Genomic DNA, 13,943 nt, shown 5'->3' on the forward strand with positions numbered 1-13,943 from the left:
TTCCTGGAAATCAAAGATTAAGGCCTACTCCGGATCGAGAATCGGGCAGACAAGAAAATCACCCAGAACGGATTCTTCACCGCCAAGGATGTTGAGGGCCGCGCGCAACGACGCCTCCGAGCAAACGTGAGTGGCGAGGACGAGCGATGCGGTATCGTCTCCTTCATGATCGCGCTGGATCACGGTCGCGATGCTGATCCCACACTTCGAAAAAGCCCCGGCGACTTCCGCGAGGACTCCCGAACGATCGGCCACGGTCAGGCGGATGTAATACTCCTGCGAGATGTCCTCCATCTCCGCCAGTTCCGAGGCGTCCCCAGCCCGTGGAGAACGCGAACGCGGATGCGTGTCACTGAGATAGGCGCGTCCAGCATCCACCAAATCGGCAATCACGGCGCTCGCGGTCGGATCCTGACCCGCGCCCTTTCCAATCAACACCGTCGGTCCGGCCACGTCACCCTCGAGGCGAACGGCGTTGAAGGCTTCACTGACATCAGCCATCAAAGAGTCGAGCGGAACCAGCGTCGGACGGACAGCGAGGGCCAAACGTCCGTGGTCTCCCAATCGTTGAATCGAGGCGATCAGTTTGATCCGGTAACCCAACTCGCGGGCAAAATGCATATCACCCAGCGTCACCTTTCGAATGCCCTCAATAAGCATTTTGTCGGTCGGCACCCACTTGCGGTGGGCGAGCCAAGCGAGGATGACGGTCTTGTGGGCGGCGTCTCCACCATCGAGATCGAGGGATTCATCGGCTTCGACGTATCCGAGAGCCCGAGCGGCGTCGAGGACGGGCTCAAACGAGAGCTGCTCGCGCTCCATCCGGGTGAGGATGTAGTTCGAGGTGCCGTTGAGGATCCCGTAAATCCGGTCAAAGCGATTGACCACCAACCCTTCGCGCAGGCCCTTGATGACAGGGATGCCACCGGCGACGCTGGCTTCGAAGAAGAGGCGGCCCCCGTGCTCGGCGGCCAACTCCATCAACTCCTCACCGTGATCGCAAATCAGCGCCTTGTTGGCGGTGACCACGGATTTTCCCGCGGTGAGTGCTTTGCGCGTCCACTTGAGGACATCGGTAGTGCCACCAGCGAGTTCGCAAATAATCGACACCGAGGGATCCTCTAGAAGCGCGGTGGGATCATCGGTCAGCAATTCCGCCGGGACGTCGACATCCCGCTTTCGGTCAAGGCTGCGCACGACGATGCCGGCAATCTCAAACTCGCTCCCGGTCTCCATCGCGAGTTCTTCTCCCCGCGATTGCAGATGCTTCCATACGCCCTGACCGACTGTGCCGAAGCCGAGCATGCCTATACGAATTTTTTCTTGTGATTCGCTCATCGGATTTCCCGCGTTTTCTCCCTACTGAGAGGACTTACCTGTAAACTTATGCTCTTGGCCATTGATCAAACGGACTAGGTTGGAACGATGGCGAACGACAATCAAGACGGCAATCAGGGCGGCGAAGATGACTAAAGGTTGAGATACCAGCCCCCAGATCTGATTGAGGATCAAGGCCGTCACCGGTAAACTGATCGCGAAGAGGATCGAAGCCAGCGAAACGTAGCGACTCACCTTGAAGGTGATGACCCAGATCACTAACCCAGTCAGGAGAGTGATCGGCATCAGAACCAAGAGCGCCCCCATCGTAACAGCCACGCCCTTCCCCCCGCGAAAGCGGATAAAGATCGAAGCACTGTGCCCGAGGACGGCTCCCACCGCTCCAGCGATACCACCGGGATCGCCGACAATCCAGAGTCCAAGCCCGACCGCGACGCAGCCCTTCAGGAAATCCAGGAAGAAAACGGTATTGCCCGCCTTCTTTCCCAAGACCCGTTTGACGTTCGTCGCGCCGGGATTTCCGCTCCCCTCTTTGAGGATGTCAACGCCCCGCGATTTCGCGATCCACACCGCGAACGAGAGGGAACCGATCAGGTACCCCAGGAGAGCGCAGAGTGAAACGGAAAGGACCATCCGGAACCCTGCGTCAGAGCTGGATTATCTTAAACTTCTCGATTCCGCCGTGATCGGTAATCGCCTTCTGGGTCGCTTCCGAAGGAGCGGTGTCCAGCTCGTAGACACTGATCGCGTAGCCCATTCCCTGGTCGCGGCTCAGCGAGAGGTTGGCGATGTTCACGCCATCCTTGTCGAGAGAAGTGCCGATGAAGCCCACGATGCCGGGAACGTCTTTGTTCTTGAGAACCAGAAGCGTGCCCGAGGTGTTGATTTCGAGGCCGTGACCGTCGATGGCGACGATGCGGGGCTCTTGGCCGAGGCCGAAGAGAGTGCCACAGGCAGAACGGGTCTTGCCGTTGTCTTCGATCGCTTCAACTTCGATCAACTCGGTGTATCCGCAGTCCTTGTTGCTCTTGATCACATCGACCTCAACTCCAAGGCTGGCGATCTTCTTTGGTGCGTTCACGTCGTTGATCGCCTCACCGCTGATTTTCTGCAAATATCCGCGCTGGATGGCACGGGAAAGCGGAAGCGCGTCGAGATCTACGATCTTGCCGTAATAAGTGATCTTGAGCTTTTCGACCGTACCGCTGCTGAGCTGCTGAACGAAGGTGCCGAGCTTTTCCCCAAGGTCGAGGTAAGGTGCGAGCATCTTGAGATCGCGTGGATCGACGGTCGGCATGTTGATGGCGTTGAGAACCGTTCCGCCGGTGAGGGCCTTGAACATGTTCTCGGCAATTTCGATGCCCACATTCTCTTGGGCCTCCTTCGTCGATGCCCCGAGGTGAGGGGTCAGGACGAGGGAATCGATCTTGCGCAACTCACTATCCTTGTCGAGAGGCTCTCCTTCGTAGACGTCGAGACCCGCCGCAGCGACCTTGCCGCTCTTGAGTCCTTCGATCAGAGCTTGCTGCTCGATGATCCCGCCGCGTGCGCAGTTGAAGAGGCGGACGCCGTCCTTCATGCGGGCGATGGCATCCGCATCAATCATGTGCTTCGTCTCTTCCGTCAAAGGCATGTGCACGGTGATGTAATCGGCCCGCTCGCAGAGATTTTCGAAAGAAACCATTTCTACGCCGAGCGCTTGAGCGCGGCTCTGGGTCAGGAATGGATCAAAAGCCAAGACCGTCATTCCAAAAGCGAGAGCACGCTTGGAAACTTCGGCTCCGATACGGCCCATTCCGCAGACGCCGAGGGTCTTGCCCATGAGTTCCGAACCGGTGAGGATCTTGCGGTCCCAGCGGCCTTCCTTCATCGAACGATCCGCCTGTGCGATTGGGCGGGTCCCGGCGAGGATGTGGGTAAAAGTAAGCTCTGCCGTCGCAATCGTGTTCCCGGCAGGGGTGTTCATGACGATAATTCCGCGGTCTGTGGCAGCTTCGATATCAATGTTGTCCACACCGACACCCGCGCGCCCGACGACCTTCAGCTTTGGAGCTGCGGCGATGACCTCAGCCGTCACCTTTGTCTCCGAGCGAACCGCGATGCCGTCGACATCGGAAACGAGCTCGAGAATCTTTTCTGGAGAACTACCATACGCCTCAATGACTTCGCAGTCCGGCTGCTCACGCAGGAACTCGACACCAGTGGGAGAGATTTTGTCAGCTACGAGAATTTTCATGAAGCTGATAAGCGGTAGACTCCCGCGGGCCGGATTGCAACCCCGCAAAGAAACCTTCGCTCCGACGCGGAATCCATCCACGCCACCTCAATCGATCAAAAACTCTTACAGACGCAGGCGAACGGGATGCGCCTCCACCTCTGCATTCGATCCCCAACCCACCGATTCGCAAAGGGAATCGAGCTTTACCGGCCCCAGCGGCGATCTCCTTTTTATTCTTTCGCCAACTCCCTGAATCCGGCAATCGCCAACACAGAGCGCAAATCCTCCATTCGAACCGGTTTCGAAACGAACCCCTGCATACCGATTTCCTTACACCGTAACCTCGCTTCTTCTTCGACGAGAGCCGTCAGTGCAAAAATGGGGGTCCCCGCGTTCTTCCCATCCTTGCCAAGAATGGCTTCACTCGCCTCAAAGCCGTTCATCCTCGGCAAGCAAATATCCATAAGAATCAAATCGAAAACACGAAGCTCGCATTTTTCCACAGCTTCCTCTCCGTCAGAGGCGACCTCGACCTCGAAACCAAAAAGTTCGAGTTCTTTACGGGCAAGGCGCGCGTTCAGAGGATCATCCTCCACGACAAGGGCACAGGGCGAGCGAGAGTCAATCGCCTCCCCTTCGACCCGGTTCAGACGATCTTTTTCGGAATCCGTAAACGATGATTCTTCAACCCGTTGCTTAACCGACTTCCGCTTCTCCTGAATCTCCACACGGGGGAGCAAAAACTGGAAAGAAAACTTCGCTCCCTCTCCCGGAAAACTCCGTCCCTCAAGTTCGGCCTCGAGGAAATCAGCGATTTTCCGACAAATCGAAAGACCAAGCCCCACCCCCTGATATCGCCGAGTTTGAGACGTATCCGCCTGAGAGAAAGGATCGTAAATTTTGTCGATGAATTCCTGAGGCATTCCAATACCGGAATCCTCCACTTCGAATCGAATCAGAGGGCAGCTGCCTTCTTTTTCCTTCGCTCCGAGCCGTAGATAAACGGGCTTCCCCTCCCCGAATTTTACACCGTTGGAGAGCAGTTCGTGCAGAACTCGCTCCAGAAGTTCGGGGTGATCCTCGAAGACATCCTCGGCACCCACTTTTGCGAAATCCCCGAAACCGTTCTCGACAACAACCACTCCATTCGGAAACGTCCGGCGGGTTTCGGACACGGATTTTTCCACCAAAGGAAGCAATTCGAAAACCTCCACCCCTTCGACCCTCTGGTGCTCATTGAAATAGCTGAAGAAGAGCAAATCATCGATCAAATGGAGCATGCGGCGCGAGGAATTCATGATATCCCTCAATGGATCCTGCAGTGACGGATCCTCCACCTCCTCCAAGAGAAGGGACGTGTAACCCATGATCGGGTTTAAGGGAGTGCGGAGTTCGTGGCTCATGACGGCAAGAAAATCACTTTTCACGCGATTCGCACTTTCCGCTTCCCGGCGAGCCTCATCGAGCTCCTTCATCGCCCTGGACCCTTCCAACGCGGCCTGGACCACTTGCTTCTCCCAATTGTGGCAGAGGAACCATAGAAGAAACCCGGAAGCCAAGACAAAGAAAAGGTCCTTCCCAATCTCGTAGAGTAACAAATCTTCAGTCGCGTCGCTGTAGCCGGACACCAAAAACGAAGTTACCAAGATCCAAAGAATCCCTACGGCCACATAAATCGCAGCGATCCGTCCTGGGGAAAGGGCAATTTTTGGTTCTCTAGATTTCATGAGCGCCATGTAGAGAGAGTTCTCTCCAGATTGTTTGGATACGAAATCGCTGGACGATATCCAAAAAGAAAGAGTGAGATGTAAAAATTTTTACATTCCTGCTCCGAAAGTCAAGCGCCAACAGACACGAGCATCGCCTCAGGTCGACTGTTCATGAGGAGGACTGGCGCTACGAGACTACCGCTGGAGAGCAGACTCCGAGTCTAAAGTCCAATACTTCAAAGCCCTGCCGATCCAAAATGGCGGAGGAGCCGGAGAGGTTTCCTGGGAGCCCAAAGACCTCTCAACTGATACCATTCGCGCCCTACTCACCCTACCGATCGCGTTGGCTAATGCAGTAGCCTTCCGGATGTTTTTCCTCTTAGACTTCCAATCATGTCCCCCCTGAAAAGGATCCCCCTCCTTGTTTTCGTCCTCCTCGTTCTGCCTCTCGCCGGTCTTTGGGTCGCGATCGCGCAACCCACTTTAAGCCACAGCGAACCGACGAGCGTCGAGATATCTCCCCTGACACTGGAAAAACACGTCAGGACCCTTTCCGAGACCTTCTATCCCCGGAACTTTCAGGAAATCGAAAATCTCGACCGGGCGGCCAACTACATCGCCGATCATTTTCGGGAAGCCGGGGCGGCGGTGCATTTCCAGGATTTCGAGGTCGGAGGCCGGGTGTACCGCAATGTCATTGGAAAATTTGGGCCGGACACCGGAGAAAGGATGGTGATCGGAGCCCACTATGATTCCAACCATCGCACCCCAGGAGCAGACGACAACGCCAGCGGCGTCGCCGGTTTGATCGAGCTCGCCTATCTGATCGGCGATTCTCCTCTTCAAAATCGGAACCTCGAACTGGTTGCCTACACCCTGGAAGAGCCTCCCTTCTTCGGCACCGAAGACATGGGAAGCTATCATCACGCGGAAGCCCTTTTCGAAGCTGGAGTGGAGGTGCGCGGAATGATCGCACTGGAAATGATCGGCTACTTTTCGGATGAGCCGGGGTCTCAAGCCTACCCGACCGCCGCCCTCAAGCTGATGTATCCCGACACGGGCAATTTTATCGGCGTCATCGGAAAACTCTCCCAAAGAGAATTCACCCGGCAGATCAAAAACGGAATGAAAGGAACTACCGACCTGCCCGTCTACTCACTGAATGCCCCCGAGGCCCTGCCCGGCATAGACTATTCCGATCACCGGAATTACTGGCGCTTCGGGTATGACGCCATCATGATCTCGGACACCGCCTTCTACCGAAACCCCAATTACCACGAGGAAAGCGACACCCCCGAAACCCTTGACTACACCCGAATGGCGAAAGTTGTCGTTGGCCTCTTCGAAAGCCTGCAAACCCTCGAATGGGCCGAGCAGTCGATTCCCGCTGAAGGGGAATAATCGAATCGGCGGCTGAAGCCGCCGGTCCTTGGGCTTGAGCCGTGAACCCTACCTCTACGGAGGCAATGCATCGGAGCAGAAAGTAGCCGCTCAGCTTCAGCTGCGTGGCATCAGAATCGCCGCCCCCTCACATCGCAACAAGAACTCCCGTAACCGCCAAAATGAGTCGCCTCGCCTACGAATCGGCGGCTAAAGCCGCCGCCCCTTGGACCTCGGGCCGTGAACCCTACCTCTACGGAGGCAATGCATCGGAGCAGAAAGTAGCTGCTCAGCTTCAGCTGCGCGGCATCAGAATGCCCGCCCCCCTCACATCGCGACAAAACTCCCGTAACCTTCAAAATGAGTCGCCCTCTCCTACAAATCGGCGGCTGAAGCCGCCGGTCCTTGAGCCTCGGCCGTGAACCCTACTTCTACGGAGACATGCGTAGGAGCAGAAAGCAACCGCTCAGCTTCAGCTGCGCGGTCCTGCGCACGCGAAAACTCTTCCCACGAGGGGCGGCAGAAAAGAACGCGATGGGGGCAGCTGAAGCTCCTCCCCTACAAAAAAGCCGCCTCCGGAATAGACCGGAAGCAGCTTCATCACGAAAATGCCGTGCTTTAACCTAAATCCCGTGCTCGATCACCCAAGAACGGGGACCGTTGTACGACTCCTGTCGACGGCGCTGGTTCAGAAAGGCAAGGTGCTTGTGATGGCTCGGAGGAAGGTGATGGTGTTCACAGCAACCGGTGCTGCAGGCGTGCGGTTCATGCTGGCTCTGCAAATTACGCTCGATCGCCTTCTTCTTCGTCGGATCCATGTGTTTCACGGTGGGCATGGAAAAAGCTCTCGGCGAAAGCTTTCCGCATTCTGGACAGGGCCCAGGGTGCTTCCGCAAGCCCAAGGGCCGCATCAACTCAAACAATCCATGTTCCTTGCAATTGTATTCAAATAGCTGCATCAGTTCGTCTCCTAAACTCTCCGGTTGTGAGTGGGAGGGAGGCGGCCTCCCCAATTGGAGAAGCCGCCCTGCCACTCGTTAATTTTCAGAACAACGACTATTTGGCTTTGGCCAAGTCGGTCTCCGTCGTGACGGAATTCTTCGGACCGTCGGCATTCGGCTTGATGTCGAAGTCGAAGATCTCGGTCGGCAGGAAGAGAGTCGCACACGCGTTCGGAATATCGACGATCCCGCTAATGTGCCCCTCGACTGGAGCCGTTCCGAGGATCGCGTAGGCCTGTTCTCCGGTATACCCAAACTTCTTCATGTATTCGATCGCATTCAGGCAGGCGCGGCGGTAGGCCGTGTGCACGTCCAGATAACCCTGCTTACCGGTGGTCTCATCGACCGAGATCCCTTCGAAAATCAGGTAGTCGCTGTAGCGTGGTTCCGTTGGGCTGGGCTCAAAGATCGGGTTGATCACACCATACTTCTTCACGCCCTGCTTGATCAGGCTGACGCGAATATCGAGATATCCCGCCATTTCGATGGCACCGCAGAAAGTAATTTCTCCGTCACCTTGCGAGAAGTGGATGTCCCCCATGGAGAGGCCTCCGTCCTTCACGTAGACGGGGAAGTAGACCTTCGAACCCTTGGTCAGGTTCTTGATGTCACAGTTCCCGCCGTGTTCCCGGGGAGGAACGGTTCGCGCAGCCTCTTTGGCAGCCATCGCCGCTTCGTCACCTGACATCCGACCCATGTGAGCGGTATCGGCGTAAGGCAGCGTGCAGAGTGCAGGCACCCGGTCCGGGTCCGTGTCAAAAAGTTCCTTTTCACGCTTATTCCACTCGTCCAGAAGCTCGCGAGAAGGCAGGCACCCAATCAAACCAGGGTGCATGATCCCGGCGAACTCGACATTCGGGATATGGCGGGATGACGTTTTAATTCCGTGAAAATCCCAGCAAGCCTTGCGCGCATCGGGATAGTGATCGGTTAGGAATCCGCCTCCATTCTCCTTGGCAAACAGTCCGGTAAATCCCCAATCGGATTCGTCGCGAACGCCAACATCGAGGATATCGACGACCAGCAAGTCGCCGGGTTCCGCGCCTTTGACCCCAATCGGACCACTGAGATAGTGCACCTTGGTCAGGTCAACGTCCTTAATATCGGTAGCGTCATCATCGTTTTGAATCTGTCCACCCGTCCAGTCCATACATTCGACCCGAAATTCATCTCCCGGATTCACCATGGCCACCATAGGAATGTCAGGGTGCCAGCGATTGTGAAGAACATCCTGTTCCTCCGGAGGTGTATTGAGGTCTACTTTGATCAGTGTATTTTTCATGTTTTCCCTTATCTTTTTTTGGTTAGAACTTGTATTTCCCTACAAATGACATCTACACGGAGAGGAACTTCTTGATCCCCTCCTCATCCACGCTTTCGCGAGGCGTGGAATGAACGATAGCGCCGCCCTCCATCACCAGAAACCGGTCACAGGCGTCCAAGGTAAAGGAGAGCACCTGTTCAGCTACGAGGATGGAGATTCCCTGCTCATCGCGAACCCGCTTCAGGGTTCGCGCCATCTCTTTGATGATCGATGGCTGAATTCCCTCTGTCGGCTCGTCCAGAAGCAACACCTTGGGCTGAGTGACCAGGGCCCGGGCAATCGCCAACTGTTGTTGTTGCCCACCTGAGAGATTCCCTCCCATTCGCTTGCCCATATCTTTGAGCACCGGAAAGAGTTCGTAGATGTAAGGAGGAATCTTTTTCAGCTTGGAGACATCCATGCCGGCTCGGATGTTGTCCGTGACCGTCATCTTCGGGTATATCATCCGCCCCTGGGGGACGTAGGCCAACCCGTTGCGAACCCGCTTATAACTCGGCATCCCGATCAATTCGGTGCCTTCCAGCTCGATGCTGCCAGACGTCTGCGACAACAATCCGATAATGGATTTGAAGAGCGTGGTCTTCCCCATTCCGTTGCGACCCATGACCGCAAGAATCTCGCCCTCTCCGAGTTCGAGATCCAGGCCTCCGATTACCTGACTTTCCCCGTAGCTAACTTTTAAGTCTTTTACGTAAAACATAGTTTCTCCGTTGAATAATTGGTATAATCAGTGCCCGAGATAAACCTCTTGCACCCGCGGGTCGTTCCGCACTTCGGTCATGGTGCCCTCTTTAATGATCTTCCCCAGATGCAGCACCGTGACCCGCGAAGCGATCTTCTCGACGAAGTCCATGTCGTGCTCAATGATGATCACTGACTGTTTCTTCGAGATCTTCTTGAGCAAAGCCGCGGTGGCATCCCGCTCTTTCGGAGTCATCCCGGCCACTGGCTCGTCGAGCATGATCAATTCCGTATTTTGGATGAGAAGCATGCCGATCTCGAGCCATTGCTTTTGCCCGTGGCTCAGCATCTCTCCCGGAATGTCGAGCATGTCCCCGAGAAACACCTCACCGGCGACCTCCTTAATTCGCTCAACCACTTCCTCCGTTCGATTGAAACTGAGAGATCCCCAGACGGTGCGTCCCCAAGGATAGGAGATCTCCAGATTTTCGAAGACCGTCAGATTGTCGTAGATCGACGGAGTCTGAAACTTGCGAATGACTCCAGCGCGCACGATCTGGTGCTCTCTCATTCGGGTTAGCTCGATGTTGTTGTATTTAATGCTCCCGGCACTCGCCTTCGTCTTGCCGCTGATCAAATCGAGAACCGTTGTTTTCCCGGCCCCATTCGGCCCGATAATGACCCGCAGTTCGCCCTTATCGACATAGAGGGTTAGATCGTCCACCGCCTTGAACCCGTCGAAACTGACGGTCAGGTTTTCGATCGCTAAGAGAAAATCTGTATTACTCGACATTTTGGCCTCCTTTTTCGGTCTCCGATATACTTTCTAGTTTTTTCCGGGTATCCGATTTCTTCCCAATACACTTCAAGAAGAGTGGCTTCAGGACATCCCCATAGAGTCCTGCCAAACCCTTCGGAAGGAAAAGGACAATTGCGATGAAGATACCTCCGTAGAAGAACAACCAAATGGTCGGATAGGCCTCGGAAAATACGGTCTGCACCCCATTGACCAAGAGGGTTCCGTAGACGGCTCCAAATAGGCTCAATCTTCCTCCAACCGCAGTGAAAATCACCATATCAATGGAAGGAACTACCCCGATCAAATTGGGTGACATGAATCCGACCTGCAGGGTAAAAAGTGCTCCCCCGATGGAGGTAATCACACTGGCGAAGCAGAAGATGAAGACCCGAAAGGCAGTAATATTATACCCCGAGAACCGGACCCGCGCCTCCTTGTCCCGCTGGGCCACCAAAACTCTTCCGAGTCGTGTCGAGAGAACGTATCGCGATCCGAGGATGCAAAGAAGAAGGAGAATCGCACAAACGAAGTACAGTGTCGTCTGGGCCTCCGGCGTTCGGATATCCCATCCAGCGAGAGTCTTCAGATCGGTAATCCCATTGATTCCCCCAAAATATCCCTGATTGCCGACGATAAAATACCACATACAGGCGACCATCGACTGGGTAAGAATGGCGAAGACCACTCCGCTCACCCGTCCCTTGAAGTAGAAGACACTCATGATGAACGAGAGAAGAACCGGCAGGATCAAAATCAGAGCCAGTGTTAGTGGAAAACTCTTAAAAGGATACCAGAACCAAGGGAGTTCCGTGACCTGATTCCAGTCCATGAAATCGGGAATGCCCGGTGTGGTCTGGATTGAGGTGAACTCCGGACTCGAGGCTTCGAGCTTGAGAAACATCGCCATGCAATATCCCCCCACACCGAAGAACATCCCCTGCCCGAGGCTAAGAATCCCGGCCTGCCCCCAACAGAGAACGAGGCCAACCGCGGCGAATGCGTAAGAGAGATACTTGCCCGTCATATTCAACCGGAAGGCTCCCATCACCATCGGAAGCACCACCAGAAGAACAGCGGCTAGAATGATAAATCCGATGAGACCTTCGCGGTTGGTGAACAATCGAGAATAAAAGGCCTTGAACCCTTTTTTAGCAGTGTAATTCGTTTCCATATTCGAACTGTGCGTTGAATGGTTGGCCTAGTGGCGTGTCTTGTCGGAGAAAAGGCCTTTGGTGAACTTCATCAAAATCGCGAAAATGATGATGTAGACCCACACTTTGGCGATCGAACCCGACATGAAAAATTCTAGAATGGACGAGAGAAGAGCGATGAATCCCGCCGAGATGAACAACCCGAAGAGACTGCCCAGCCCCCCGACAACCAGCACCAGGAACGAATCGACAATGTAGTCGGTTCCCGCCGACGGCGAGGTGGAGGCGATCGTCGTAAAGAAGGCTCCGGCGATTCCCGAGATCCCGCAGGCGATGCCGAAGGTGACGCGGTCGGTCATTTTGGAATTGATCCCCAGTGCTCCGGTCATTTCCCGGTTCTGGGTCGTCGCCCTCATTCGCAGTCCCATTCGGGTCTTCTTTGTGTAAATGACAAGCCCTACGGTTAGGCAGATGGTCAGGACCAGTAGAACGATTCCACTGATCGGAATAAAGATCGTGTCGGTAGGCATCCAAGCTCCGAGGAGCCACTCCGGCAAAGTTGCACTCATTTCGCGGGCCCCGAAAAAGGTCCGGTAGCTCTGCTGCATGACGAGGCTGAGCCCCCATGTCGCGAGAAGAGTGTCCAGCGGTCTCGTATAAAGACGGCTGATGAGAAGCCACTCCACAATATAGCCGACGATAAATGCGACCGCAAAGGCGAGTGGAATGACGAGAAAGACGTAGTAATCGGTGAGCGCCGGCACACTCGAAGTAATGAACTTCGAAAAGAGGCACATCGTGTAGGAGCCCAACACGAGAAACTCGGCATGCGCCATGTTGATGACTCCCATTTGCCCGAAGATGATGTAGAGGCCCATGCCCATCAGGGCGAAGATGCAGAGCAAACTCACTCCGCTGAACGACTGCATGACCACAATCGACCAAATTTCCTGTGCTGTATAATCTCCCATAATTATGGTGTTGGATTCGTGAAAAAGAGGTTGTGCGCCGCGCCGAATGAGCAACGGCGCACAACCATGTTTATAATTTCAAACAGGACCGATTAGCCCAGGATCACTGGTAACCTTCTGGGAATGGATTTGGTTCGATCAGCTCTTCGGAGACCGCAACGACTTCGATCTGACCGTTTTTCAAGATCTTGCCCATTTTGGCACGACTCCAGAGGTGCTGGTTCTCGTCGTGAATACGGACGTAGCCTTCTGGAGCGTCTGGGAATTCGATTCCACCGTGAGCCTCGTGAATCTTGTCGATGTCGAAGCTACCGGCTTTTTCGACCGCAGCTTTCCAGAGCCATGGCCCAAGATAAGCGGCCTGCGTAACGTCTCCAATCACCGAGTCTTCGCCCCACTCATCCTTAAAGGATTCGACGAACTCGATGTTGTTCTCATTACCCAGCGACTGGAAATACTTCATGCAGGTATAGAACCCTTCCGCATTCTCGCCACCGATTCCGAGCAATTCGTCTTCGGTCGTTGAGATGGTCAGGAGGTTATACTTGTCCGAGGTGATTCCTGCGGCCTTCAGTTGCTTATACCAAGCAACGTTACTGCCCCCGACAACGATGCTGTAGATCAAGTCGGGCTTTTTGAGCCGGATTTTATTGATGAGCGAGCGGAAGTTGGTGTGCCCGAGAGGATAATAGTCTTCCCCGACAACCTTACAGGATGGATCCTTCTTTTTCAGGTAACGCTCGATGTGGTTCCGGGCGATCTTGTTGGAAGTTCTCGGCCAGATGTAGTCCGATCCTACCAGGTAGAAGGTGCGTGCACCGAGATTATCGTAAGCCCAATCGAGGCCCCAGATGATCTGTTGAGTCGCTTCCTGTCCCGTATAAACAACGTTCTTCGAGGCTTCGAGGCCTTCGTAGAAAGTCGGATAATAGAGCATATTGTTTTCACTCTCGAAAATCGGCAAAACCGCCTTCCGCGAAGCAGAAGTCCAGCAGCCGAAAACACAGGCAACTTTATCGTCGACAATCAGCTTTTTCGCCTTCTCCGCGAAGGTCGGCCAATCACTCGCACCGTCTTCCTGAACCACAACAATCTGTCGTCCCAGAACGCCCCCCAGCTCGTTGATCTGCTTGATCGCTAGACGTTCGGCTTCGACGGACCCGGTTTCACTGATGGCCATCGTCCCGGAGATGGAGTGTAACTGTCCTACGGTAACCGTATCGTCGGTCACTGCCAATCCGGTGGTGTTGACCTCATCGGTTGGGTATTCTTCATTGGCATACATGCTGCCGACTCCTACCGCGCAGATTCCGCACAGGTAGAAGAGCTTTCGCTTTAGGTTATCTCTTACTTTTGTTTTTTTCATGTTCT

The 13,943-nt window shown here is 54.7% G+C and carries 13 protein-coding genes; 2 read left to right on the forward strand and 11 right to left on the reverse strand.

The features are described from left to right. Positions 1–24: 24 nt before the first annotated feature. The 4 genes from H5P30_RS21440 to H5P30_RS21455 form a co-directional block, all read right to left on the reverse strand. Entirely contained in the window at positions 25–1,338 is a 1,314-nt protein-coding gene (locus tag H5P30_RS21440) for a homoserine dehydrogenase (protein ID WP_185694966.1), read from the reverse strand. Between the two features lie 21 nt (positions 1,339–1,359). Beyond that, positions 1,360–1,971: a glycerol-3-phosphate 1-O-acyltransferase PlsY gene (gene plsY / locus H5P30_RS21445; protein ID WP_185694967.1), complete on the reverse strand. Its 612-nt coding sequence runs from the start codon at positions 1,969–1,971 to the stop codon at positions 1,360–1,362. A 13-nt stretch (positions 1,972–1,984) separates the two neighbouring features. Then, positions 1,985–3,574 (reverse strand): phosphoglycerate dehydrogenase, encoded by a 1,590-nt coding sequence (gene serA, locus H5P30_RS21450; protein WP_185694968.1) that lies wholly within the window; start codon positions 3,572–3,574, stop codon positions 1,985–1,987. 212 nt (positions 3,575–3,786) lie between these two features. Continuing rightward, positions 3,787–5,283, reverse strand: coding sequence for a hybrid sensor histidine kinase/response regulator (locus H5P30_RS21455; protein WP_185694969.1), 1,497 nt, complete (start codon positions 5,281–5,283; stop codon positions 3,787–3,789). A gap of 375 nt (positions 5,284–5,658) precedes the next feature. On the opposite strand from H5P30_RS21455, the gene H5P30_RS21460 reads away from it, so the two are divergent. Together H5P30_RS21460 and H5P30_RS21465 are read left to right on the forward strand one after the other, a co-directional pair. Beyond that, positions 5,659–6,666 carry a M28 family peptidase gene (locus H5P30_RS21460; protein ID WP_185694970.1) on the forward strand — a complete coding sequence of 336 codons (1,008 nt, stop codon included), beginning with the start codon at positions 5,659–5,661 and terminating at the stop codon, positions 6,664–6,666. 161 nt (positions 6,667–6,827) lie between these two features. Continuing rightward, on the forward strand, positions 6,828–7,067 hold the full coding sequence (locus H5P30_RS21465) for a hypothetical protein (RefSeq protein ID WP_185694971.1): 240 nt from the start codon (positions 6,828–6,830) through the stop codon (positions 7,065–7,067). A 201-nt stretch (positions 7,068–7,268) separates the two neighbouring features. On the opposite strand, the gene H5P30_RS21470 is transcribed toward H5P30_RS21465, so the two are convergent. The 7 genes from H5P30_RS21470 to urtA all read right to left on the reverse strand — a co-directional run bounded on the left by H5P30_RS21470 (position 7,269) and on the right by urtA (position 13,938). Further along, entirely contained in the window at positions 7,269–7,481 is a 213-nt protein-coding gene (locus tag H5P30_RS21470; RefSeq protein WP_185694972.1) for a hypothetical protein, read from the reverse strand. Positions 7,482–7,701: 220 nt separating this feature from the next. After that, a complete protein-coding gene (fmdA, locus tag H5P30_RS21475; protein WP_185694973.1) occupies positions 7,702–8,928 on the reverse strand; it encodes a formamidase in 1,227 nt (408 codons plus the stop codon). A 52-nt stretch (positions 8,929–8,980) separates the two neighbouring features. Continuing rightward, positions 8,981–9,670 (reverse strand): urea ABC transporter ATP-binding subunit UrtE, encoded by a 690-nt coding sequence (urtE, locus tag H5P30_RS21480; protein ID WP_185694974.1) that lies wholly within the window; start codon positions 9,668–9,670, stop codon positions 8,981–8,983. Positions 9,671–9,697: 27 nt separating this feature from the next. After that, the gene (gene urtD / locus H5P30_RS21485) at positions 9,698–10,444 is read right to left on the reverse strand and encodes an urea ABC transporter ATP-binding protein UrtD (protein ID WP_185694975.1); all 747 of its coding nucleotides are present in this window, start codon (positions 10,442–10,444) and stop codon (positions 9,698–9,700) included. Further along, positions 10,434–11,621: an urea ABC transporter permease subunit UrtC gene (gene urtC, locus H5P30_RS21490; protein WP_185694976.1), complete on the reverse strand. Its 1,188-nt coding sequence runs from the start codon at positions 11,619–11,621 to the stop codon at positions 10,434–10,436. The genes urtD and urtC overlap by 11 nt, the downstream gene beginning before the upstream one ends. Positions 11,622–11,648: 27 nt before the next feature. Beyond that, a complete protein-coding gene (gene urtB / locus H5P30_RS21495; protein ID WP_185694977.1) occupies positions 11,649–12,572 on the reverse strand; it encodes an urea ABC transporter permease subunit UrtB in 924 nt (307 codons plus the stop codon). A gap of 103 nt (positions 12,573–12,675) precedes the next feature. Then, the gene (gene urtA / locus H5P30_RS21500; RefSeq protein ID WP_185694978.1) at positions 12,676–13,938 is read right to left on the reverse strand and encodes an urea ABC transporter substrate-binding protein; all 1,263 of its coding nucleotides are present in this window, start codon (positions 13,936–13,938) and stop codon (positions 12,676–12,678) included. Positions 13,939–13,943: the final 5 nt, after the last annotated feature.

It is taken from the genome of Puniceicoccus vermicola (assembly GCF_014230055.1).
GTDB classification, from domain to species: domain Bacteria; phylum Verrucomicrobiota; class Verrucomicrobiia; order Opitutales; family Puniceicoccaceae; genus Puniceicoccus; species Puniceicoccus vermicola.

Excerpts from the sequence above, each read along its gene's own strand:
- H5P30_RS21440 (WP_185694966.1), bottom strand. The coding sequence starts at position 1,338 with ATGAGCGAATCACAAGAAAAAATTCGTATAGGCATGCTCGGCTTCGGC.
- plsY (WP_185694967.1), bottom strand. The coding sequence starts at position 1,971 with ATGGTCCTTTCCGTTTCACTCTGCGCTCTCCTGGGGTACCTGATCGGT.
- serA (WP_185694968.1), bottom strand. The coding sequence starts at position 3,574 with ATGAAAATTCTCGTAGCTGACAAAATCTCTCCCACTGGTGTCGAGTTC.
- H5P30_RS21455 (WP_185694969.1), bottom strand. The coding sequence starts at position 5,283 with ATGAAATCTAGAGAACCAAAAATTGCCCTTTCCCCAGGACGGATCGCT.
- H5P30_RS21460 (WP_185694970.1), top strand. The coding sequence starts at position 5,659 with ATGTCCCCCCTGAAAAGGATCCCCCTCCTTGTTTTCGTCCTCCTCGTT.
- H5P30_RS21465 (WP_185694971.1), top strand. The coding sequence starts at position 6,828 with ATGAGTCGCCTCGCCTACGAATCGGCGGCTAAAGCCGCCGCCCCTTGG.
- H5P30_RS21470 (WP_185694972.1), bottom strand. The coding sequence starts at position 7,481 with ATGCCCACCGTGAAACACATGGATCCGACGAAGAAGAAGGCGATCGAG.
- fmdA (WP_185694973.1), bottom strand. The coding sequence starts at position 8,928 with ATGAAAAATACACTGATCAAAGTAGACCTCAATACACCTCCGGAGGAA.
- urtE (WP_185694974.1), bottom strand. The coding sequence starts at position 9,670 with ATGTTTTACGTAAAAGACTTAAAAGTTAGCTACGGGGAAAGTCAGGTA.
- urtD (WP_185694975.1), bottom strand. The coding sequence starts at position 10,444 with ATGTCGAGTAATACAGATTTTCTCTTAGCGATCGAAAACCTGACCGTC.
- urtC (WP_185694976.1), bottom strand. The coding sequence starts at position 11,621 with ATGGAAACGAATTACACTGCTAAAAAAGGGTTCAAGGCCTTTTATTCT.
- urtB (WP_185694977.1), bottom strand. The coding sequence starts at position 12,572 with ATGGGAGATTATACAGCACAGGAAATTTGGTCGATTGTGGTCATGCAG.
- urtA (WP_185694978.1), bottom strand. The coding sequence starts at position 13,938 with ATGAAAAAAACAAAAGTAAGAGATAACCTAAAGCGAAAGCTCTTCTAC.